The organism is Mycobacterium sp. DL592 (genome assembly GCF_011694515.1).
In the GTDB taxonomy this organism is placed as follows: domain Bacteria; phylum Actinomycetota; class Actinomycetes; order Mycobacteriales; family Mycobacteriaceae; genus Mycobacterium.
Genome location: NZ_CP050192.1, coordinates 1,905,367 through 1,925,205 on the forward strand (window position 1 = coordinate 1,905,367; position 19,839 = coordinate 1,925,205).

The 19,839-nt window shown below is 68.5% G+C and carries 19 protein-coding genes; 9 read left to right on the forward strand and 10 right to left on the reverse strand.

Annotated elements, in window-relative coordinates:
• Positions 1-6: 6 nt before the first annotated feature.
• The 3 genes from HBE64_RS09195 to HBE64_RS09205 are packed head-to-tail and all read left to right on the forward strand — an operon-like array spanning position 7 to position 4,477.
• On the forward strand, positions 7-2,982 hold the full coding sequence (locus HBE64_RS09195) for a bifunctional [glutamine synthetase] adenylyltransferase/[glutamine synthetase]-adenylyl-L-tyrosine phosphorylase (protein WP_167100648.1): 2,976 nt from the start codon (positions 7-9) through the stop codon (positions 2,980-2,982).
• 5 nt (positions 2,983-2,987) lie between these two features.
• Complete coding sequence (locus tag HBE64_RS09200; protein WP_167100651.1) at positions 2,988-3,620, forward strand: PaaI family thioesterase; 633 nt, start codon at positions 2,988-2,990, stop codon at positions 3,618-3,620.
• Positions 3,617-4,477 carry a TIGR03619 family F420-dependent LLM class oxidoreductase gene (locus tag HBE64_RS09205; protein WP_167100654.1) on the forward strand — a complete coding sequence of 287 codons (861 nt, stop codon included), beginning with the start codon at positions 3,617-3,619 and terminating at the stop codon, positions 4,475-4,477. The genes HBE64_RS09200 and HBE64_RS09205 overlap by 4 nt, the downstream gene beginning before the upstream one ends.
• On the opposite strand, the gene HBE64_RS09210 is transcribed toward HBE64_RS09205, so the two are convergent.
• On the reverse strand, positions 4,474-4,758 hold the full coding sequence (locus tag HBE64_RS09210) for a winged helix-turn-helix domain-containing protein (protein ID WP_167100657.1): 285 nt from the start codon (positions 4,756-4,758) through the stop codon (positions 4,474-4,476). The genes HBE64_RS09205 and HBE64_RS09210 overlap by 4 nt on opposite strands.
• Before the next feature lie 134 nt (positions 4,759-4,892).
• On the opposite strand from HBE64_RS09210, the gene HBE64_RS09215 reads away from it, so the two are divergent.
• From HBE64_RS09215 to HBE64_RS09230, 4 genes are read left to right on the forward strand one after another with little or no spacing between them, the layout of a single operon-like run.
• On the forward strand, positions 4,893-6,449 hold the full coding sequence (locus tag HBE64_RS09215) for a proton-conducting transporter membrane subunit (RefSeq protein ID WP_167100660.1): 1,557 nt from the start codon (positions 4,893-4,895) through the stop codon (positions 6,447-6,449).
• Positions 6,446-9,016 carry a DUF2309 domain-containing protein gene (locus HBE64_RS09220; protein WP_167100663.1) on the forward strand — a complete coding sequence of 857 codons (2,571 nt, stop codon included), beginning with the start codon at positions 6,446-6,448 and terminating at the stop codon, positions 9,014-9,016. The genes HBE64_RS09215 and HBE64_RS09220 overlap by 4 nt, the downstream gene beginning before the upstream one ends.
• Entirely contained in the window at positions 9,013-9,336 is a 324-nt protein-coding gene (locus HBE64_RS09225; RefSeq protein WP_167100666.1) for a P-II family nitrogen regulator, read from the forward strand. Before HBE64_RS09220 ends, HBE64_RS09225 begins: the two co-directional genes overlap by 4 nt.
• Before the next feature lie 29 nt (positions 9,337-9,365).
• A complete protein-coding gene (locus HBE64_RS09230; protein ID WP_167100669.1) occupies positions 9,366-9,974 on the forward strand; it encodes a carbonic anhydrase in 609 nt (202 codons plus the stop codon).
• Between the two features lie 4 nt (positions 9,975-9,978).
• Here HBE64_RS09230 and HBE64_RS09235 read toward each other — a convergent pair whose 3' ends face one another.
• From HBE64_RS09235 to HBE64_RS24910, 4 genes are all read right to left on the reverse strand, one after another.
• The gene (locus HBE64_RS09235; RefSeq protein ID WP_167100672.1) at positions 9,979-11,130 is read right to left on the reverse strand and encodes an acyl-CoA dehydrogenase family protein; all 1,152 of its coding nucleotides are present in this window, start codon (positions 11,128-11,130) and stop codon (positions 9,979-9,981) included.
• Positions 11,131-11,132: 2 nt separating this feature from the next.
• Positions 11,133-11,534 (reverse strand): DoxX family protein, encoded by a 402-nt coding sequence (locus HBE64_RS09240; protein WP_167100675.1) that lies wholly within the window; start codon positions 11,532-11,534, stop codon positions 11,133-11,135.
• A 138-nt stretch (positions 11,535-11,672) separates the two neighbouring features.
• Positions 11,673-11,897: a hypothetical protein gene (locus HBE64_RS24845; RefSeq protein ID WP_167100678.1), complete on the reverse strand. Its 225-nt coding sequence runs from the start codon at positions 11,895-11,897 to the stop codon at positions 11,673-11,675.
• Between the two features lie 224 nt (positions 11,898-12,121).
• Positions 12,122-12,736 (reverse strand): hypothetical protein, encoded by a 615-nt coding sequence (locus tag HBE64_RS24910; RefSeq protein WP_167100681.1) that lies wholly within the window; start codon positions 12,734-12,736, stop codon positions 12,122-12,124.
• A 19-nt stretch (positions 12,737-12,755) separates the two neighbouring features.
• On the opposite strand from HBE64_RS24910, the gene HBE64_RS09255 reads away from it, so the two are divergent.
• Positions 12,756-13,034 carry a hypothetical protein gene (locus tag HBE64_RS09255; protein ID WP_167100684.1) on the forward strand — a complete coding sequence of 93 codons (279 nt, stop codon included), beginning with the start codon at positions 12,756-12,758 and terminating at the stop codon, positions 13,032-13,034.
• 425 nt (positions 13,035-13,459) lie between these two features.
• Here HBE64_RS09255 and glnA read toward each other — a convergent pair whose 3' ends face one another.
• Positions 13,460-14,896 (reverse strand): type I glutamate--ammonia ligase, encoded by a 1,437-nt coding sequence (gene glnA / locus HBE64_RS09260; protein ID WP_167100687.1) that lies wholly within the window; start codon positions 14,894-14,896, stop codon positions 13,460-13,462.
• A gap of 166 nt (positions 14,897-15,062) precedes the next feature.
• Here glnA and HBE64_RS09265 point away from each other — a divergent pair, with 166 nt between their 5' ends.
• Positions 15,063-15,527: an RDD family protein gene (locus HBE64_RS09265; RefSeq protein ID WP_167100690.1), complete on the forward strand. Its 465-nt coding sequence runs from the start codon at positions 15,063-15,065 to the stop codon at positions 15,525-15,527.
• Positions 15,528-15,588: 61 nt separating this feature from the next.
• Here HBE64_RS09265 and HBE64_RS09270 read toward each other — a convergent pair whose 3' ends face one another.
• From HBE64_RS09270 to lipB, 4 genes are read right to left on the reverse strand one after another with little or no spacing between them, the layout of a single operon-like run.
• Complete coding sequence (locus HBE64_RS09270; protein ID WP_167100693.1) at positions 15,589-17,379, reverse strand: amidohydrolase; 1,791 nt, start codon at positions 17,377-17,379, stop codon at positions 15,589-15,591.
• An 18-nt stretch (positions 17,380-17,397) separates the two neighbouring features.
• Entirely contained in the window at positions 17,398-18,150 is a 753-nt protein-coding gene (locus HBE64_RS09275; protein ID WP_167100696.1) for a DUF4191 domain-containing protein, read from the reverse strand.
• A gap of 24 nt (positions 18,151-18,174) precedes the next feature.
• A complete protein-coding gene (gene lipA / locus HBE64_RS09280) occupies positions 18,175-19,155 on the reverse strand; it encodes a lipoyl synthase (RefSeq protein ID WP_167100699.1) in 981 nt (326 codons plus the stop codon).
• Positions 19,152-19,838, reverse strand: a complete 687-nt coding sequence (gene lipB / locus HBE64_RS09285; protein ID WP_167100702.1) for a lipoyl(octanoyl) transferase LipB — start codon at positions 19,836-19,838, stop codon at positions 19,152-19,154. The genes lipA and lipB overlap by 4 nt, the downstream gene beginning before the upstream one ends.
• Position 19,839 lies beyond the last annotated feature (1 nt).

The following is a 19,839-nucleotide window of genomic DNA, read 5'->3' on the forward strand; positions in this document are numbered from 1 at the left end:
ACCGTCGTGGGCGTGGCCAAACCAGCGACGCAGCGCCCACGCGTACCCAGCGTGGGCCGACTCGGCTTGGTTGAGCGCAATGCTGCGGCTGACCTGGCGGCGTTGGGCTGGGACACCGATGCGCATGTCGAACTGCTCTGGTCGCTGTCGCGCTCACCCGACGCCGACGTCGCGCTGCGCACGATGGTCCGCCTCGCTGAGGCGCTCGGCCCGGACTGGCAGCAACTGAACTCCGCGCTACTGAAGGACCGCGGTCTGCGCGGGCGGTTGTTCGCCGTGACCGGCTCGTCGTTGGCACTGGGGGACCACCTGGTGGCCAACCCGCGCTCCTGGCATCTGCTCGAAGGGGCGGTGCAGCTGCCCGACGCCGCGCAGTTGCAGCGTGCCTTCGACGACTGCATCGCCGAATTCGGCACAGCCGCAGCAACTATCATGCCGCGGCTGCGGACCCTCTACCGTGACCAGCTGCTGATCCTGGCGGCGCTCGACCTGGCCCCGACCGTCGAGAACGAACCAGTCCTCGCGTTCCAGACGGTCGGCGCTCATCTGTCCGACATGGCCGACGCCGCACTGCACGCCGCGTTACAGGTCGCGGTGGCGGCGGTCTGCAAGGAAGGCGTGCCGGCACCTCGCATCGCGGTCATCGCGATGGGCAAATGCGGTGCGCGCGAACTCAATTACGTCAGCGATGTCGACGTCATCTTCGTCGCCGAGAACGCCGATTCGGTCACCACCCGGGTCGCCGGTGAGATGATGCGGCTGGCGTCGGACACCTTCTTCGAAGTCGACGCCGCGCTGCGGCCCGAGGGCAAGCAGGGCGCTCTGGTCCGCACACTGGACTCGCACATCGCCTACTACCAGCGCTGGGCCAAGACCTGGGAGTTCCAGGCCCTCTTGAAAGCCCGGCCGGCCGTCGGGGATGCCGAACTCGGCGAGCAGTACCGTGCGGCGCTGATGCCGATGGTCTGGACCGCTTGTGAGCGTGAGGATTTCGTGCCCGAAGTGCAGGCGATGCGGCGCCGGGTCGAGGCGCTGGTGCCTGCCGACGTGCGTGACCGGGAGATCAAGCTGGGCACCGGCGGGCTGCGCGACGTCGAATTCGCGGTCCAGTTGCTGCAATTGGTGCACGGCCGCACCGACGATTCGCTGCACGTGTCCTCGACGCTCGACGCCCTCGCGGCGCTGAGTTCCGGGGGATACGTCGGCCGTGACGACGCCGCCAATCTGACCGCGTCGTATGAGTTCCTGCGCCTGCTCGAGCACCGACTGCAGTTGCAGCGCCTCAAGAGAACGCACATGCTGCCCGCACCCGATGACGTCGAGGCGCTGCGCTGGCTGGCCCGCGCGGCCCACATACGGCCCGACGGCACCCACGACGCGCTGGGTGTGCTACGCGAAGAGATCAAGCGGCAGAACCTGCGGGTTTCGCGGCTGCACGCCAAGTTGTTCTATCAGCCGCTGCTGGAGTCGGTCGGCCCGACGGTGGGCTTCGCCCCCGGCATGACGACGGCCGCAGCCGAAAGGCAGCTTGCCGCACTCGGTTACGAGGGTCCGCAGAGCGCGCTGACCCATCTGGGCGCGCTGGTGAACTCCAGTGGCCGCCGCGGCCGGGTGCAGGCGGTGCTGCTGCCGCGTCTGCTGGACTGGCTCTCCGACACTCCCGACCCGGACAGCGGCCTGCTGGCGTATCGCCGCGTCAGCGAGGCGCTGTCCGAACAGCGTTGGTATCTGAGCACATTGCGCGACGAGAGCGCCGTCGCCAAACGCCTGATGCGGGTGCTGGGGACCTCGGCGTTCGTGCCCGAACTTCTCATGCGCGCACCCGAGGTGATCCAGCAGTACGCCGACGGGCCCGCCGGTCCCAAACTGCTCGACGTCGACCCCGACGGGGTGGCCCGGTCGCTGATCGCCTCGACCGCACGCCATCCCGACCCGGTGCGCGCCATCGCCGCCGCCCGCACGTTGCGCCGACGGGAACTGGCCCGAATCGCCTCAGCCGACCTGCTCGGCATGCTCGAGGTCAGGCAGGTGTGCGCCGCCCTCACCTCGATCTGGGTGGCGGTGCTGCAGTCGGCGCTGGAGGCGGTGATCCGGGCGAACACCGCTGCCGACGGAACGGTTCCGGCCACGATCGCCGTCATCGGCATGGGCCGCCTGGGTGGCGGTGAGCTGGGCTACGGCTCGGATGCCGACGTCATGTTCGTCTGCGAACCGAACGCCGGTGTGGAGGAGTCGACGGCGGTCAAGTGGTCGGTGTCGATCGCCGAGCAGGTACGCGCCCTGCTGGGCACCCCGAGCGCGGACCCGCCGCTGGAGGTCGACGCCAATCTGCGGCCCGAGGGCAGGCAGGGTCCGCTGGTGCGCACGCTGGCCTCCTATGAGGCCTACTACGACCAGTGGGCGCAGCCCTGGGAGATCCAGGCGCTGCTGCGCGCCCACCGGGTGGCAGGCGATCTCGACCTGGGCCACCGATTCCTGCTGATGGTGGACAAGACGCGCTATCCCGCCGGCGGGGTGTCCGCGGAGGCCGTGCACGACATCAGGCGAGTCAAGGCCCGGGTGGACGCCGAGCGGTTGCCGCGCGGCGCGGATCCCAACACCCACACCAAACTCGGTCGCGGCGGCCTGGCCGACATCGAGTGGACGTTGCAGTTGCTGCAGCTGCGCCATGCCCACGAGGTGCCTGCGCTGCACAACACCTCGACGCTGCAGACACTCGACGCCATCGGCGCGGCCGAGCTGCTCGCCGAGGACGACGTCGACCTGCTGCGCCAGGCGTGGCTGACGGCCACCAGGGCGCGCAACGCGCTGGTGCTGGTGCGCGGTAAACCCACCGACCAGCTGCCCGGTCCCGGCCGTCAGCTCAATGCGGTGGCGGTGGCCGCCGGATGGCACAACGACGACGGCGGGGAGTTCCTGGACAACTATCTTCGCGTGACGCGCCGGGCAAAAGCCGTGGCGCTGCGGGTGTTCGGGGGTTGACCGGGATGGATGTCGAGTGGGACTTCATCAGCGCCGACGAGTATGACCGGATCAAGGCGCTGCACCAGCCGTTGGCCGAAGCGGTGCGCAGACTCGTCGACGCCAGCCTGCACAGCGGGGCCGACGAGGAGACGATCCTCGCGGCTCGGCAGACCATCGACGAGGTCAGCGAGATGCTCGAGCGCACCCCGGCCGACGGCCCGCGCACACTGCGGCACGCCGAGACCGGACTGCCGGTGGTGTGGCGCAATCCGGCTGTGGGACAGCACAATCCACTCGCCCCGCCGATGACGACGCACCATGACGGTACGGGCCGGTGTTGGAGCGAGTTCACGCTCGGACCGGTCTACGAGGGCCCGCCCGGCCTGGTGCACGGCGGCATCTGCGCGCTGCTGCTCGACCAGTTGCTCGGTGAGGTGGCGACCAACCAGCTCAGCATGCCCAAGTTCACCGGCACCATCACGCTGAAGTATCTTCGCGGGACGCCGTTGGGGCCGCTGCGGGCGCAGGCCTGGGTGGAGCGCACCGAGGGACACAAGACGTATGCGCGCGGCACCCTGGGTGACGCGCAAGGGACCACTGTCGAAGCAGAAGGGGTTTTCATCATGCCAGCGTGGGCGAGGGTTGCGACCGGATGAAATTCTATGTCAGCTGCGCATTTCTGAAGACCAGCGAGGTCATCGAAATCGCCAAGGCCGCAGATGATCTCGGCTACGAGGGCTTGGGCATCCCGGACCATGTGGTGAACCTCGAGACGCTTGCCACCCCGTACCCGTACACCCCCGACGGCGAGCGCCGGTGGCAGCCGTTCACCGACTGGCCCGACCCGTGGGTGCTCGTCGGCGCGCTGGCACAGGCCACCCAGCGGCTGAAGTTCCTCACCACCGTCTACATTCCGGCGATGCGCGACCCCTACTCCGCGGCCAAGGCCATCGGCACCGCGGCCTACTTGGCCGACGGTCGGGTGGAGCTGGGCATCGGGGTGGGCTGGTGTGAAGAAGAGTTCAGCTTGATGGGCCAGCAATTCGCCAAGCGCGGCAAGCGAACTGACGAGATGATCCGGCTGATGCGGGAACTGTGGCAGCCCGGCTGGACGGAGTTCGACGGCGAGTTCTACCAGACCCCGCGGCTGGAGATGACCCCGACACCGCCGCCCATCCCCGTCTACAGCGGGGGACTGTCGGATATCGCGCTGCGCCGCGCCGCGGGTCTCGACGGGTGGATCGGCGATCTCATCACGCTGGATCAGGCCATCGAGCGCGTCGCGAAGGTGCGTGCGTTGCGGGCCGACAAGGGCCTGACCATGGACGGATACACGGTGGTGACACCGTTGTCGGACGCCTTCACCCCCGAGCACTACGAACGCGCCTCGGCTGCCGGAATCCACGGGATCATCACCATGCCGTGGGTGTTCTACTGCCGGCCCGACGCCTCGGTGGCCGAGAAGATCGACGGGATGCGGCGGTTCCGCAAGGACCTGGGCCTGGACGCCTAGGTCGCGTCCGCCTCGTGCAGGACGGTCAGGATTTCGCCGATGTGGTGGCCGCGTTCGACCGGGTGCCGCAGCGGCCGGTCGGCCTTCACGCGGTAGTAGTTGCGCCTGCCTTCGCGTAGCCGGTCCAGGTAGCCGGCCTCGACCAGGTCGCTGACGATGCGCTGTGCTGCGCGTTCGGTGACGCCGACCCGTTCGGCCACGTCGCGCAGCCGGATCCCGGGATCTCGGGCGATACACAGCAGCGTGTGGGCGTGATTCGTCAGGAACGTCCACTCTGCCATACCGGAATTCTAGGTCGGCAACGCCATATCAGGAAACAACCATCTCCGGTCTGCCGACACACCCGTCGACACAAACAAGAGTCATATTTCACGAAGATTGACACCGGAAACCAAACACATGTAATTTGTGTCGCATGTCGAACATGAGCGCCCTGCTGATGGCCAGCCTGCTCGGACCGGTGCTGATCGCGGCGGTCGCCGCGGCCACAGGCCGGCGCAACCCGCGACTGGTCGGTCGCCTCGGTGCCGCAGTCGCGGGCTTCGGGTTCCTGACCGCGGCGGTCCTGGCCGTGGAGGCGGCACGCGGCCACGCAGTGTCGGTGACGGTGACAGGCGCCGGCGGACATGCCGTCCTCGCCGCCGCTGCCGACCGGCTGGCGGTGGTACTCCTGCTGCTGGTCTTCGGTGTCAGCACCATCGTGCAGACCTTCGCGGTCCGCTACCTCGCCGAGGACCCGCGCTCAGGCTGGTTCACCGCAGGTGCCGGCCTTCTCACCACAGCCTCCGCCCTGCTGATGACCGCTCAGACGCTGGTGGTCCTCGCGGCCGGCTGGTCTCTGGCCGGGCTGGCGCTGTGTCTGCTGCTCGCGACCTACTGGGATCTGCCCGCCGCGCGAGACGGCGTGCGGCGCACGGCCACCGCCTTCCTGATCGGCGACCTCGCGCTGTGGACCGCGGTGGTGCTGGTCGCCACCCGCGGGGGCAGCCTCGAGCTGGCTGCTCTGGGCGGCGAGCCGCTCGGCGGCCCGGTCGCGGCGATCGCCGCCTGCCTGGTGGTCCTGGCCGCGCTGTCTCGCTCGGCGCAGGTGCCCTTCCACCGCTGGCTGCCCGCCACGCTGGCCGCGCCGACCCCGGTCTCGGCACTCCTGCACGCCGGTGTGGTCAACGCCGGCGGCATCCTGCTCATCAAACTCGCCGCCCTGACCGCAGCCTCGGGCCCGGCCCGAGCGCTGACCATCGGCGCGGGCATCGCCACCCTCGCCTACGGGGCGGTCATCATGCTCGTCAAACCGGATATCAAAGGCGCACTGGCACATTCGACCATGGCCCAGATGGGCTTCATGATCCTCACCTGCGGACTGGGGCTCTGGGCCGCGGCGGTCTTCCACCTCGTCGCCCACGGCTTCTACAAGGCCACCCTGTTCCTGTCGTCCGGATCGGCCATCGCCTACCGGCGCCGCAAGGTGATGCTTCCGCCGGCCCCGCCCACGGCTGCCCAGCGCTGCGCGGCGCTCATCGCGGCCCTGGCGCTGCCGACCGCCGCGCTCGGCCTGGCGGTGGCGGTGGTCCCGACGGGGTCGGGTGACCACGCCGCCGAGCGGGCGCTACTGCTCTTCGCCTGGGTGACGAGTGCTGCCGCCATCTGGGGCTGGCTCAAGCGCCGCCCGGGGCCCGCGGGAGTCCTGGCCGCCGCCGCCTTCCTGGCGCCGGCCAGCCTGGCCTACGTCTGGCTCATCACCACGGTCAGCGGGTTCCTCGCCCCGGCGCTGCCCGCGGCGGTGCTCCCGGCCGGCGCAACCTGGCTCATCACCGGGGCCGCCCTGACCCTGCTCGCCGGCCTGGCCGCACTGCGCGCGGCCCCCGGCGCCGACCGGCTGCAGCGGGCCCTCTACGCCCGCGCCCTGAGCGCCGGCCACATCGCAGCACCCACATCCCCGAGTTCCATCCGACTGACAGGAGCCCGTTCATGACGACCGCACACCTGGAATCGAGCCTCGCCGAACGCCGGGCCCAGCTGCGCAGCGACATCACGCTCGCCGCCCGCGTGCTGCCCACCCACTACCCGCTGGAGACCTTCATCGCGGTCAACCCGCTGGCCGGCCTGGAGAATCTGCCCTTCGAGCAGGCGGTCCGGCGCGCCGGGGATCTCTACGGCACCCGCGGCACCCTGGCCGAGGACGGCTTCCGCGACCTCTACCGGACGGGACGGATCACCGACGCCGACCTCGACCGGGCGCTGGAACGGCGCTATCCGAGCCTGCTGGCCCAACCGGCACTGCGGCTCGGCGGGCGCGACGTCACTCCCGCCGAACTGCTGCGCGGCGACCTGCTGCACGGCACCGGCACGCCGCAACCCGAGCGCCGCTACCGCACCAACGCCGAGCAGTTCGCCCCCGAGGTCGCCCGGATCGTCGACGCGCAGACCGCCAAATGGTGCTCGGCCTTCTTCGGCGCTGCGGGCTGGCCGATGCCGGGCCGCGAGGCCGGCTTCTACGCCGCCTGGCGGGGGCTGGCAGCGGCCGACCCGACACTGTCCCGCAAGGCCAGGGCCGCGCTGCGCGCGGTCGCCGAGCGGCCCGACGACGCTGTGCTGCAAGCGCTTTCGGCACTGGACGTGGGAGACGCCGACCGCGCTGCCTACCTACAGGCGCACCTGACCCGGCTGCCCGGCTGGGCGGCACACATCCAGTGGTGCGCCGGCCGCGACAGGGGAGTGGACCTGATGTCCTACCTGGCTGTGCGGTTGAGCTACGAGGCGGTGCTGCTGGCCGGGAACCGGGGTGAGCGCGCCGCCGAGCAGGCTGCCGAGCGGATCCCCTCGGCACGGCAGCGCGCGGCGCACCTGAGCCAGGTGTGGGGTGTGGGCGAGGTGGCCGAAGCGGAGCTGACCGCCGCCGCCCGGGTGCTTGCCGCGCTGCCGGTAACCGCACGGGAAATGCTGTGGCAGAACGCCTTCGAAGGCCACTACCGCGATCAGCTGCTCGACGCGCTGAGCGCCGCCGACGAGTGCCCGGAGCCGGCCGCCCCGCACACCCAGGTGGTCACCTGCATCGACACCCGCTCCGAAGGGTTGCGCAGGCACCTGGAGTCCAACGAGGGATACCAGACCTTCGGATTCGCCGGATTCTTCGCGGTCGCCATCCGGTTCACCGACCTTCTCGGTGGCGCCTCCTGTGACCTGTGCCCGGTGCTGATCGAGCCCAGCCACGAGATCCACGAGACACCGGCGCCCGGGACGACCGCCAAGGCCACCCGGCGGGCGGCGGGGTTCCGCGGACTGGCCGCGGCCGAATCGGCCTTCCACGCCGCCAAAGACGCACTGGCAGCACCGTTCACGCTCGCCGAGGCGGCCGGCTGGGTGGCAGCCCCCCTGTCGGCGGCCAAGACGCTGACACCGGCGGCAAGTGGACGGTTGCGCAAGCGGCTGCGTGACCTGGTGGCCCCGCCGGCGCCGACCGAGCTGAACGTCGCCGACCTGTCCCTGGACCAGCGGGCCCTGTTCGCTCAGGTGGCACTGACCACGATGGGCCTGACGGACCGGTTCGGCCGGCTGGTCGTACTGTGCGGGCACGCCAGCACGACCGAGAACAACCCGTACCAGGCAGCACTGGACTGCGGCGCCTGCGGCGGTCAGGCCGGCGGTCCCAACGCCCGCACCGCCGCGGCGATCCTGAACCAGACCGACGTCCGCGACGAGCTGCGGCCGCTGGGCATCGACATCCCGGACCACACCTGGTTTCTGGCAGCCCAGCACGACACCGCCACCGACCAGGTGACGGTGCTCGACGCCCACCTGATCCCCGCCTCGCACCGGGATCAGGTCGCGGGGCTGCAGGATGCGCTGGCCGGCGCCGGTGCCGCCCTGGCCGCCGAACGCGGCGCACTGCTACCCGGCGCGCCGCGGGACATGTCGCCGATGCGGGCCGCGCGCCACGTCGTGGGCCGCTCGCTGGACTGGGCCCAGGTCTACCCGGAGTGGGGACTGGCAGGCAATGCCGCCTTCGTGGTGGGCCCACGCGAGATGTCCCGCGGAATCGACCTGCAGCGCAGGACATTCCTGCACTCCTACTCCGCCGAGGTCGACCCGGACGGCAGCGCACTGGAGACGATCCTGACCGCACCGCTGGTGGTCGCACAGTGGATCAACTGCCAGTACTACTTCTCCGCGGTCGCACCCGAGGTGTTCGGTGCCGGCACCAAGACCATCCACAATGTGGTCGGCACCGCCGGTGTCATCGCCGGACACGAAGGGGACCTGCGGCTCGGGCTGCCCTGGCAGTCGGTGGCCACCGGCCAGGGGCTGACCCACGAGCCCCTGCGGCTGCTCGCGGTCATCCAGGCCCCGCTCGAGCGGATCGACATGGTGGTCGAACGCAACCCGATCCTGCAGCGGCTCTTCGGCAACGGCTGGGTCAGCGTGGCCGCCCGCGAGACCCCTGGGCAGGAATGGCAGAGATGGACGATCGCCGGATGGCGATCCTGGACCGAAAACAACAGCACCCCAGAAGTTCTCGACGAAGAGGAGATGGTTCCATGACCGCACCGCCACTGACCAAGATGACCAAGATTGAGGTCGTCGTCGCCGGAAGCGACGCGCCCGCGGTGCGCGAGCTCATCCAGAGCGTCGGCGCCACCGGATTCACCAGCCTGTCCGGGGTCTCCGGCCTCGGCCACAGCGGATACCACCAGGGCCGGCTGCTGTTCAACCAGCAGGCCGCGCTGGAACTGCTGATCACCGTGGTGCCCGAAGACAAGGTCGACGCACTGCTGGCGGGGCTTCGGCCCCTGCTCGATGCCTCGTCCGGCGTGATGTTCGTGACCGAGACCTATGTCAGCCGACCCGACTACTTCTCCTGATTCGCCCACTGAAAGAAAGGTTCACCACCATGTCTGATCCGATGAGCGCCTGGCAGCGACTGCGTGCGGGCAACGAGTTGTTCTTCCGCCCGGTGCGCCCACAGCGGGACAATTTTCACCAGGGCCCACCCGTCGCCGCGGTATTCCGTTGCGCGGACGCCGAAGTCGCCAGCGAAGTGGTGTTCGGCCAGAGCTGGGGCTCGCTGCTGGACCTGAGCACCTGGGGCCACGTCGTCGACACCGGCGTCCTCGGAACCCTCGAGCACGCGGTCGAGGCGTACGAGGTGCCGCTGATCGTGGTGCTCGGCCATCACAACTGCAGCGCGATGCGCGCCGCGCTGCGGGCCTGGGACACCGCCGAGATCCCCGACGGCGCCAGCCGGCTGGCTGTCGAGCAGGCGCTCACCTCGATCGTGCGGCGAGGATCGGCGGCAGACAGCGTCGACTCCGTGGCGGCCGCCCACATCGTGTCGGTAGGGATGTCGCTGCTGGAGAAGTCACCGGTGATCGCCCGGCGCGTCGATGCCGGGCTGTGCGGAATCGTCTGCGCCACAACCGACCACAACGGACGGATCCAGCCCTATGCCACCGTCGGTGCGCTCGGTGAGGCGGGTGACACGCTGCTCGAGTGCGTCTGAACGGCTATAGCGACCGGCTGATGATCTGCTTCATCACCTCGTTGGCGCCGGCGTAGATGCGCTGAACCCGGGCATCCTCGTACATGCGGGCGATCAGGTACTCCCGCATGTAGCCGTACCCACCGTGCAGTTGCACGCAGCGGTCGATGACGGCGCACTGCTGGTCGGTGATCCAGTATTTGGCCATCGCGGCATCGCTGCCGTCGAGTTCGCCGCGTAAGTGCGATTCGACGCAGTGGTCGAAGAAGGTGCGGCAGGTACGCGCGATCGTGGCGCACTCGGCGAGTTCGAAGGCCGTGTTCTGGAAGTCGAACAGGCTGTGCCCGAAGGCTTCCCGGGACTTGGTGTAGGAGACCGTCTCGTCGACCGCGCGTTCCAGCCCGCCGATTGCCTGGGCGGCGACCACCAGTCGTTCCTGGCCGAGCTGGTCGATCATCTGGCCGAAGCCCTGGCCTTCCTCGGGTCCGAGCAGATTGGCCACCGGCACCGCGACATCGGTGAAGGACATCTCGGCGGTGTCCGCGCCGTGCTGGCCCACCTTGTCGAGCACCCTGGTCACCTGGAAGCCGGGAGCGTCGTGCAGGTCGATCAGCAGCAGGGAGATTCCCCGCGCCCCTGCCTTGGGGTCGGTTTTGACGGCGAGCAGGATCATGTCCGCCGAGCCGCCGTTGGTGATGAACGTCTTCGAACCGTTGACGATGTACTCGTCGCCCCGGCGCACCGCCGTGGTGCGGATGGCTTTGAGGTCCGAGCCCGCGCCCGGCTCGGTCATGCCGATGGCGCAGAGCATCTCGCCGGTGGCCATCGGCGGCAGCCAGGTGCGTTTCTGGTCCTCTGAGCCGTACTTGACGATGTAGTGCGGGACGATGCCGCTGTGCACGCCGATTCCCAGCGACAGGTCACCGGCGTACCCCTGCGCGTCGAGCACGGCGAGGTCGTGTGCGAACGTGCCGCCGCCGCCACCGTATTCCTCGGGAACCGAACACAGCAGCAGGCCCAGCTTGCCGGCCTCCAGCCAGACGTCGCGGTCGATGTGACGCTGGGCGTCCCACTTGTCGACGTGGGCCACCACTTCGCGTTCGAAGAAGCCCAGCGCCAGTTCGTAGAGCGCACCGACTTCGTCGTCGTGCCAGGAAGGTGTGTGCTTGCGGCCCATGACTAGGCTTTCCGCACGGCGAAGGCGCCGACACCGGCGAACCCGATGAGCAGGAACGAGAAGCAGTAGAGGATCGCCAGTTCGCCACCATTGTCGATGGGCCACAACGCTTTCGGCTGGTGCTCGGTGAAGTACGCGTAGGCCATCTGTCCGGAGCCGATGATCGCCGCGATTCGGGTGATCACACCCAGTCCCAGGATGACCAGAATGCCGACGACGAGTTCGATCACGCCGGCGTACCAGTAGGGCCAGGTGCCGACGGGCACGGCCCCGCCCTGGGAGATGGGCCAGGCGAACAGTTTGACCGTGCCGTGGATGGCGAACAGGAAGCCGACGACGATGCGGAACACGCCGAGCACGGGGGAGTGGTAGGTGTTCAGGCGAGCGTCCAGTTTCTGAGACATGGCTGAAAGCCTACTATTCGGACTGCGGTCCGGTCCGTGTCGCTCGTTGTGATCGGAGCGCAGGTCAGGCCGCCCAAGGGGCGGGACTGTGGATCCGGCCGGTGTGCCCGGGATCGGTCGGTTGACAGTGTCTGCCTGTTAGGAGGCCGAGTTCGCCCCCGGCAGACCCGCCTGGGTGCCGCTGCCGCCGCTGCCGCCGACACCGACAGCGCCCCCCTGGCCGCCCTGCGTGTTGGTAGAACCACCGGCTCCGAGTCCGCCGGTGCCGCCGGCGGAACCGCTGTCACCTGCAGCACCATTACCAGGGTCAGCGCCGGCGCTGGCACCGCCGCCACCACCGCCGCCGGTGCCCGCGCCGCCCATGCCGCCGTCGCCGCCAGCACCCGAATTTGCAGGGACGGTGCTGTTCGCGTTGCCGCCGGCGCCACCGTTGCCCGCACTGCCGGTGGTCGAGCCGGCCCCTCCGCCACCACCGCCAGTGCGGGCAACGGTGGCGCCGGTGGCAACGAGAGCAGCACCTTCCCTGTTTCTTTAGTATAAGGATGGATTGTGTTTTTTTTTTTAATCATACGGCGATCACGAGAATCTCACCTCTCCTCTTCGTCGGCAGCGTCAGATGTTTCTAAGAGACGGACGCCGTAGAGGGAGAACTGCCCGGTGGACCCCCCGTTACCGCCAGTGCCGCCGGCCTGGCCCGCGGTCACCGCCGCCCCGCCGTTACCGCCGCGACCCCCGGATCCGGAGAACACCCCGCCACGGCCACCGGTGCCGCCGGCCTGGCCGGCCAGCCCGGTCCCGCCGTTACCGCCGTTACCGAACAGTCCGCCGTCACCGCCGGCGCCGCCGTTGTAGCCGTTGCCGCCGTTACCCAACAGCCCGGCGTTGCCGCCGTTGCAGGCCACCCCACCGGTGCAGGAGGTGGCGTCGTAGGAGAAGCCGTTGCCGATCAACAACCCGGCATCAGGGTGGGTGGCGGTGCCGTTGCCGATGAAGATCGCGATGAAATCAGTGACCGGGTTACTCGTCAGCGCCGCACTCGAGGCCAGGGCGGTCGGAGTGACCGTCGCGGTACGCGCCGTGCTCTGGCGGCGGGTAGCGACCAGCGTCGAGGACAGATACACCGCTGCGGCCGGAGCCACCGGCCCCGGCACCGACGAGGAGCGCCCGGACTGGCCCACCGCGACCGCGCGCACCGAACTCACCGCCGCGACCGTGTCGGTCGTGGCGACCGAGGATACCGACGACGCTGCGCCCGCCACCGTGGACGCCGTGCCCGCCGGGGCCTTACTGGCTCCCGGCGTCACACCGGCCCGCGCACTGCTGCCCGCGGTCGTGGTGCGGGCCGTATGCCCTGCACTGCGTGCCGGCCCCGCAGCCGACGACGAGTCCGAGCTACCCGACCCGCTATCCGCCCACGCCAGCGCCGGCAGGGCCGCAATCCCGACCCCCACCCCCAACGCAATCGCCAAACCACCCACGCGGCCCACATACCGGGCGTAGCCCTGGCGCCGGTGATTCCCATCAATGAGGCTGTTCGCTGCGTCCACTCGACACCCCTGCCACACGACGCGGCCCCGACACCGCGCATTCGTGGACAATGCAAACACAACAACGCACCCACCGAAGCGACTTAACGCCGTTTGCGAGGAATCACCCACCCGTACGACACATCCCTCAGCAGACAAGCTCACCAGGGCGTGTGCCCTCGGCCCTGACGTGGGCAACGCGGCCGCTCGGCAGAGTGTTTCGGCAACTCACAGTCATCCGCACGCCGCTCAGTCCCAAAGTTCGCCAGCACTCCACCAGCGGGCTCATGGCCAGATACCAACGAGTCCACCTGCTCGACGACCGGGTTAGTGATCGCCGAGCAGATGGACTCGGTCAGGCAGCTGGGCAGGTCGGCGCGTTAGCCGACTTACACGTCCTTACACGTCGTAGTAGAGCGCGAACTCGTACGGGTGCGGCCGGATCTGGATCGGCAGGATCTCGTTCTCACGCTTGTAGGAGATCCAGGTCTCGATGAGGTCCTCGGTGAACACGCCGCCTTCGGTCAGGTAGTCGTGATCCTGCTCCAGCCGGTCGATCACCGCCGACAGCGAGGTGGGCGCCTGCGGGATGTTGGCGGCCTCGTCCGGCGGCAGCTCGTAGAGGTCCTTGTCGACCGGGGCCTGAGGCTCGATCTTCTTCTTGATGCCGTCGATGCCGGCCAGCAGCATCGCCGCGAACGCCAGGTACGGGTTACCCGAACTGTCCGGTGCGCGGAACTCCAGGCGCTTGGCCTTCGGGTTGTTACCGGTGATCGGGATGCGGACGGCGGCCGAGCGGTTGCGCTGGCTGTACACCAGGTTGATCGGAGCCTCGTAGCCAGGCACCAGACGCTTGTAGGAGTTCACCGTGGGGTTGGTAAACGCCAGCAGTGATGGGGCGTGGTGCAGGATGCCGCCGATGTAGTGGCGTGCCAGATCCGACAGCCCGGCGTAGCCCGACTCGTCGTGGAACAGCGGCTTGCCGTCCTTCCACAGCGACTGGTGCACATGCATACCGGACCCGTTGTCACCGAACAGCGGCTTGGGCATGAAGGTCACCGTCTTGCCGGCGGCCCAGGCGGTGTTCTTGACGATGTACTTGAACAACAGCACGTCATCGGCCGCGGCCAGCAGCGTGTTGAACTTGTAGTTGATCTCCGCCTGGCCGGCGGTACCCACCTCATGGTGGCCGCGCTCGATGGTGAATCCGGCGTTCTGCAGATTCGTGGTGATGTCGTCGCGCAGATCGACATAGTGATCGTACGGGGCAACCGGAAAGTAGCCACCCTTCGTCCGTACCTTGTAGCCGCGGTTTGCGCTGCCGTCGGCCTCGAACGGCTCGCCGGTGTTCCACCAGCCCGACTCCGAATCCACCTCGTAGAAGGTGCCGTTGATCTTGGAATCGAAGCTCACCGAGTCGAAAATGTAGAACTCGGCCTCGGCGCCGAAGTAGGCGGTGTCAGCGATACCTGTACTGACCAGGTAGTTCTCCGCCTTGCGTGCCACGTTTCGCGGGTCGCGGGAGTAGGCCTCGCGGGTGAAGGGGTCATGTACGAAGAAGCTGACGTTGAGTGTTTTCGCAGCCCGGAACGGGTCGATGCGCGCTGTTCCCGGGTCGGGCAGCAGCAGCATGTCCGACTCGTGAATCGACTGGAAGCCGCGCACTGAAGAGCCGTCGAACGCCAGACCGTCCTCGAAGACGCTCTCGTCGAACGCGGCGGCGGGGATCGAGAAGTGCTGGACCACACCGGGCAGGTCACAGAATCGGATGTCGACGTATTCGACCTTCTCGTCCTTGATCTGCTTGAAGATGTCGTCAGCGTTCTTTTCTGCCACTTGTGAACTCCTTCTTTGCTTTGCAGCCGATGCATGTCCAGGCACACATTCTTAACCCGGAGGTGACGCTAAGCAGCTGATGTTGCACGCCAGTCAAGCTCGTGTTGCGCCGACGTTACGCATCGGCGGTCCGCGGCCTCACGTCAGGGCCACCTATCCTGGGGCCATGGCGCGTGAAATCGGTTCGTGGCTGTCCGGACCCGAATCGGTCGAGCCCGGTGGGCGGACCGGATACCCGGGCCAGGCGCTGGGACTACCCGAGACGGGTTCGCGGTCGCTGGCAAAGATGGGCAGGCGATTCGGCGCACTGCTCATCGACTGGTTCATCAGCTACGGGCTCGCCGGGCTGGCGATCGCGGCCGGCTGGGTGAGCACGGCGACGCTGTCTACCGCGGTGCTGGTGATCTGGTTTGTGCTCGGGGTGATTTCGGTGCGGCTGTTCGGGTTCACCCCAGGCCAGTACGCACTGGGGTTGACAATGGTGCCGGTCGACAATCGCCTGCACGTGGGAACCGGACGGGCCATCGTCCGGGGTCTGCTGATCGCGCTGGTGATCCCGCCGCTGTTCACCGACTCCGACGGACGCGGCCTGCACGATCGTCTGACCGCAACAGCCGTCGTCCGGCGCTGAAGAGTCTCTCGCCTCGCCCGGGCGCCGATCCTTGGTTACGCAGCCCAACGCCACCACCGCTCTAGATTCGGTGGCGGACCTGCCCGTTCATCATCGTCATCGTCACGGTCGCACGGTGAATGTCGTGTGGGTCGACCTCGAAGATATCGGTATCCAGCACGATCAGATCAGCCAGTTTGCCCACCTCGACCGAGCCGACTTTGTCGTCCAGCCGGATCTGGTAGGCGGCGCCCAAGGTGTTGGCGTGTACCGCCTCGGCGACGCTGAGTCGCTGATCGGCCGGCGCCAGCACAGCGGCGTCCGGCTGGCCGATCAGCTGACGGGTAACCCCGATCTGGATGGAATCCAGCGGCTTGTAGGTGGAGAAGTACCCTGCGGCAGGCCAATCGGTTCCCAGCGAAATGCGACCGCCCGAGCGCAGGATGTCCTGTGCGCGATAGAACAAGTCCTGACGAGGCCGCCCGTAGCGTGCGGCCATATTCAACACCGTGTCGGGGTCGGCGGACATCCAGTTAGCCGAAAACTGGCCGATCACACCGAGTTTGCCGAACCGCCGGCTGTCGGGATCCTCGACGTACACCAGATGGGCGATGGTGTGCCGGCGGTCGCGGGCCGGGTTGGCTGCGATCGCGGCCTCGATGGAATCCAGAGCCGTGCGCGCCGTGTGTTCACCGCAGGCATGGACGTGCACGTCGAACCCGGCCGCGTCGACTTCGCGGACCAGTTGGCGCCACTGCTCGTCGGTGAACGGCGACCCACCGATCGAATCGGGCTTGTCCGCGTACGGCTCGATGAGCCACGCCGTGTACCCGCCCTGCGTGCCGTCACCGATGACCTTCACCACGCCGATGTCGACCAGCTCGGTCGAGGTCCGGTTGCGGATGTCGGTCAGCCTCGCCACAGCGTCGTCGACCGGCGGGGACTTCACGCTGTAGGAGGCGACCACCCGGAATGGCAGCGCCCCGCGTCGCTCCAAGTCGGTGTACAGCCCGATCAGCGCACCCTGGTCCTCGCCGATCGGGGGCACACCGGCGTCGAACACCGAGGTGATCCCCGCGGCCGACGCGTTCGGCAGCCTCCTCTCCAGCAGCGTCTGCATCGAGTGCGGCGATATCGGGTCGACCGCGTTCACCAGGCTCAACACGGCGTCGACCTCGAGGACATAGCCGGTGGGCTCGCCGTGCTCGTCGCGGACGTAGTAGCTGAAACCGGGAATCGGATCAGGGGTGTCCCGGCTGACGCCGGCCTTCTCCAATGCCTTGCTGTTGGCCCACATGCTGTGCCCGTCGATCGCGAAGAAGAACCCGGGCCGGTCGGGCAACACCCGGTCCAGCTCGCCGCGATTGGGCCCGTTGGGCCCGAACATGTCTACGCGCCAACCGAATCCGCGCACCGGGCCGTCGGTGTGTTCCTTCGCGTACGCGGCGATCGCGGCCAGCGCGTCCGCGCCGGTAGGCACCTGCAGGTCGACTCCGCTGGTCAGGAACGAGCCGAGGAACGGGTGGATGTGTCCCTCAACAAAACCCGGCAGCAGCAGGTTGCCCTTGAGGTTTATGACGTGGGTGTCGGGTCCTTCGAGCGCTCTCGCGCCAGCGTCGTGCCCGACATAGGTGATCGTGTTGCCCGTGACGGCCACCGCCTGCGCCCACGGCTGGGCGGGGGACACGGTGTAGATCCGGCCGTTGCGGAACACGAAGTCGGCGGTCGTGCGGTCCACCGCCGCGGGCGGCTTCGCGCAGGCGGCTGCTGTCGAGACGGCCGTCACAGCCGCCGCTCGCGGCGCTGGCCGCCTCGTCACAACCCCGGTTCCGAGGGCGCTGAAGTGCGGCGCCCACTCACATGCAGTACACAAAGCGGCCCCCCAAGCCGGTCAGCGGCGGCGCACGGTGCGCTGCACGCCCTTCATCTTGGCCTGACCCGGCAGCGGGCCCTTCGGCATCGCGGCAGGGCCGATCCGCGAGCCCAGGGCGACCAGCTTGGACTCCAGGGCATCCATCTGCTTGACGGTGATGTTCGCCGGCAGCTTGGTCAGGTGCCGTTCCAGCTTCGACAGAGGTACCTCGCCCTCGCCGTTACCGACGATGACGTCGTAGATCGGCACATCCCCGACCAGGCGAGCAGTGCGCTTCTTCTCCTGTGCCAGCAGCGGCTTGACCCTCGACGGCGCGCCCTCGGCGACGAAGATCACCCCGGGCCGCCCGATCACCCGGTGCACCGCGTCGAAATGCCCGGTCGCCGCGACGCCCGGTGTGACCCGCCACTTGCCGCGCAGGTTGTCCAATGCCCACGCCGCGGCGCCAGCCTGGCCCTCAGCCTTGCTGTACACCGACTTCTGCGCACGGCGGCCGAAGATGATGAACGCGACGAGGGCGCCGAGCACTACGCCGAGCAGGATCATCAGATACATCGTGAACCCGCCGGCGTAGATGCCGACGGCCACCGACGCGGCCACGATCAGGACAAACGCGCCGATCATGTACGGCAGCAGCCGCTTGTCCTCTTTGCGCTGCATCTGGAAGGCCTGCCACAGCTGAGTGCGGCGCTGCTTGGACGCTGCCTTGCGGGCGGCCTTGGCCTCGGCCTTGGCGGCCTTGGTCTCGGCGGTGGTGCGGGATTTCGCCATAGCTAGCAGGATACGGAAGTCGAATCAGCGCGGAGCCGGGGTCGCCGTGTCCAGCCGGTGCGTGCTGGCGGCCTGCTTGTAGAGCCGGCCCGCGCGGTACGACGAACGCACTAGTGGCCCGGCCAGCACACCGGCGAAACCCAGCCCCTCGGCGTAGGCGGCGAGTGCGACGAACTCGTCGGGATGAACCCAGCGCTCGACCGGGTGGTGGCGCAGCGACGGGCGCAGGTACTGGGTGATGGTGACGATGTCGCACCCGGCGCCGTGTAGGTCGGCCAGCGCGACGTGCACCTCGTCGATGGTCTCGCCCATCCCGAGGATGAGATTGCTCTTGGTCACCAGACCGAACTCGCGGGCAGCGGTCAGCACGTCGAGGCTGCGCTGGTAACGGAACGCCGGCCGGATCCGCTTGAAGATGCGCGGCACGGTTTCGACGTTGTGCGCGAACACTTCTGGACGAGACTCGAAGACCTCACGCAGCAGCGCGGGCACGCCGTTGAAGTCCGGCGCCAGCAGCTCGACACCGGTTGAGGGGTTGAGCGCCTTGATGGCGCGCACCGTCTCGGCGTACAGCCACGCCCCGCCATCGGGCAGATCGTCTCGGGCCACACCGGTGACCGTCGCGTACTTCAGGCCCATCGCGGCCACGCTCTCGGCGACCCGGCGCGGCTCGTCGCGGTCGAGTTCGGCGGGCTTTCCGGTGTCGATCTGGCAGAAGTCACAGCGCCGGGTGCACTGCTCGCCGCCGATGAGGAACGTGGCCTCGCGGTCCTCCCAGCATTCGTAGATGTTGGGGCAGCCGGCCTCTTCGCAGACGGTGTGCAGACCTTCGCGGCGCACCAGGCCCTTCAGTTGGGTGTACTCAGGGCCCATCTTGGCCCGGGTCTTGATCCACGGCGGCTTGCGTTCGATCGGGGTCTCGGCGTTGCGGACCTCCAGACGCAGCAGCTTGCGGCCTTCCGGAGCCGCCGGGCCGGCGACATTGGACTCCGGAGTGACGCTCACCGTGTCGATGCTACGTGAGTCGACACTGGTAGGCGGCCGTCGAGTGCGTCACACACCGCCTGCGCCACCCGCTCACGGACGTCGTCGATCCCGACGCGCCTGCCCAACTCGGCGCTCAGCGACGTCACCCCCGCATCGGCGATCCCGCACGGCACGATCGCGGTGTAGGCCGACAGGTCGCAGTCACAGTTCAGTGCGAAGCCGTGCAAGGTGGTGCCGCGCGCGACCCGGATACCGATGGCCGCGACCTTGCGCTCCCGGCGGCCGTCGCCGGCGGGCAGCCACACCCCGGATCGGCCCTCGACGCGGACAGTCTGCAGTCCGAAGTCGGCACACACCGCGATCAGCGATTCCTCAAGGCGCCGAACATAATTCACCACGTCCAGTGGTTCAGCCATGCCGATCACGGGGTAGCCGACGAGCTGGCCCGGCCCGTGCCAGGTGATCTTGCCGCCGCGGTCGGTGTCGACGACGGGGGTGCCGTCAGCAGGACGTTCGTGATCCTCGGTGCGTTTTCCCGCGGTGTAGACCGCCGGATGCTCGAGCAGCAGCAGGGTGTCCGGACCGCCGGCCACCCGGGCGTCGGCGAGCTCGCGCTGCAGTGCCCACGCGCTGCGATAGTCCACCGCGCCGAGCTGTCGCACCTCGACGGGCGTGGAGCTGGACCGGATGGACTGGCGCACC

What these genes read in the sequence shown, in the direction of transcription:
- HBE64_RS09200 (WP_167100651.1), top strand. Translation starts at nt 2,988, where the DNA reads ATGGATGTCGAGTGGGACTTCATCAGCGCCGACGAGTATGACCGGATC.
- HBE64_RS09205 (WP_167100654.1), top strand. Translation starts at nt 3,617, where the DNA reads ATGAAATTCTATGTCAGCTGCGCATTTCTGAAGACCAGCGAGGTCATC.
- HBE64_RS09210 (WP_167100657.1), bottom strand. Translation starts at nt 4,758, where the DNA reads ATGGCAGAGTGGACGTTCCTGACGAATCACGCCCACACGCTGCTGTGT.
- HBE64_RS09215 (WP_167100660.1), top strand. Translation starts at nt 4,893, where the DNA reads ATGTCGAACATGAGCGCCCTGCTGATGGCCAGCCTGCTCGGACCGGTG.
- HBE64_RS09220 (WP_167100663.1), top strand. Translation starts at nt 6,446, where the DNA reads ATGACGACCGCACACCTGGAATCGAGCCTCGCCGAACGCCGGGCCCAG.
- HBE64_RS09225 (WP_167100666.1), top strand. Translation starts at nt 9,013, where the DNA reads ATGACCGCACCGCCACTGACCAAGATGACCAAGATTGAGGTCGTCGTC.
- HBE64_RS09230 (WP_167100669.1), top strand. Translation starts at nt 9,366, where the DNA reads ATGTCTGATCCGATGAGCGCCTGGCAGCGACTGCGTGCGGGCAACGAG.
- HBE64_RS09235 (WP_167100672.1), bottom strand. Translation starts at nt 11,130, where the DNA reads ATGGGCCGCAAGCACACACCTTCCTGGCACGACGACGAAGTCGGTGCG.
- HBE64_RS09240 (WP_167100675.1), bottom strand. Translation starts at nt 11,534, where the DNA reads ATGTCTCAGAAACTGGACGCTCGCCTGAACACCTACCACTCCCCCGTG.
- HBE64_RS24845 (WP_167100678.1), bottom strand. Translation starts at nt 11,897, where the DNA reads ATGGGCGGCGCGGGCACCGGCGGCGGTGGTGGCGGCGGTGCCAGCGCC.
- HBE64_RS09265 (WP_167100690.1), top strand. Translation starts at nt 15,063, where the DNA reads ATGGCGCGTGAAATCGGTTCGTGGCTGTCCGGACCCGAATCGGTCGAG.
- HBE64_RS09275 (WP_167100696.1), bottom strand. Translation starts at nt 18,150, where the DNA reads ATGGCGAAATCCCGCACCACCGCCGAGACCAAGGCCGCCAAGGCCGAG.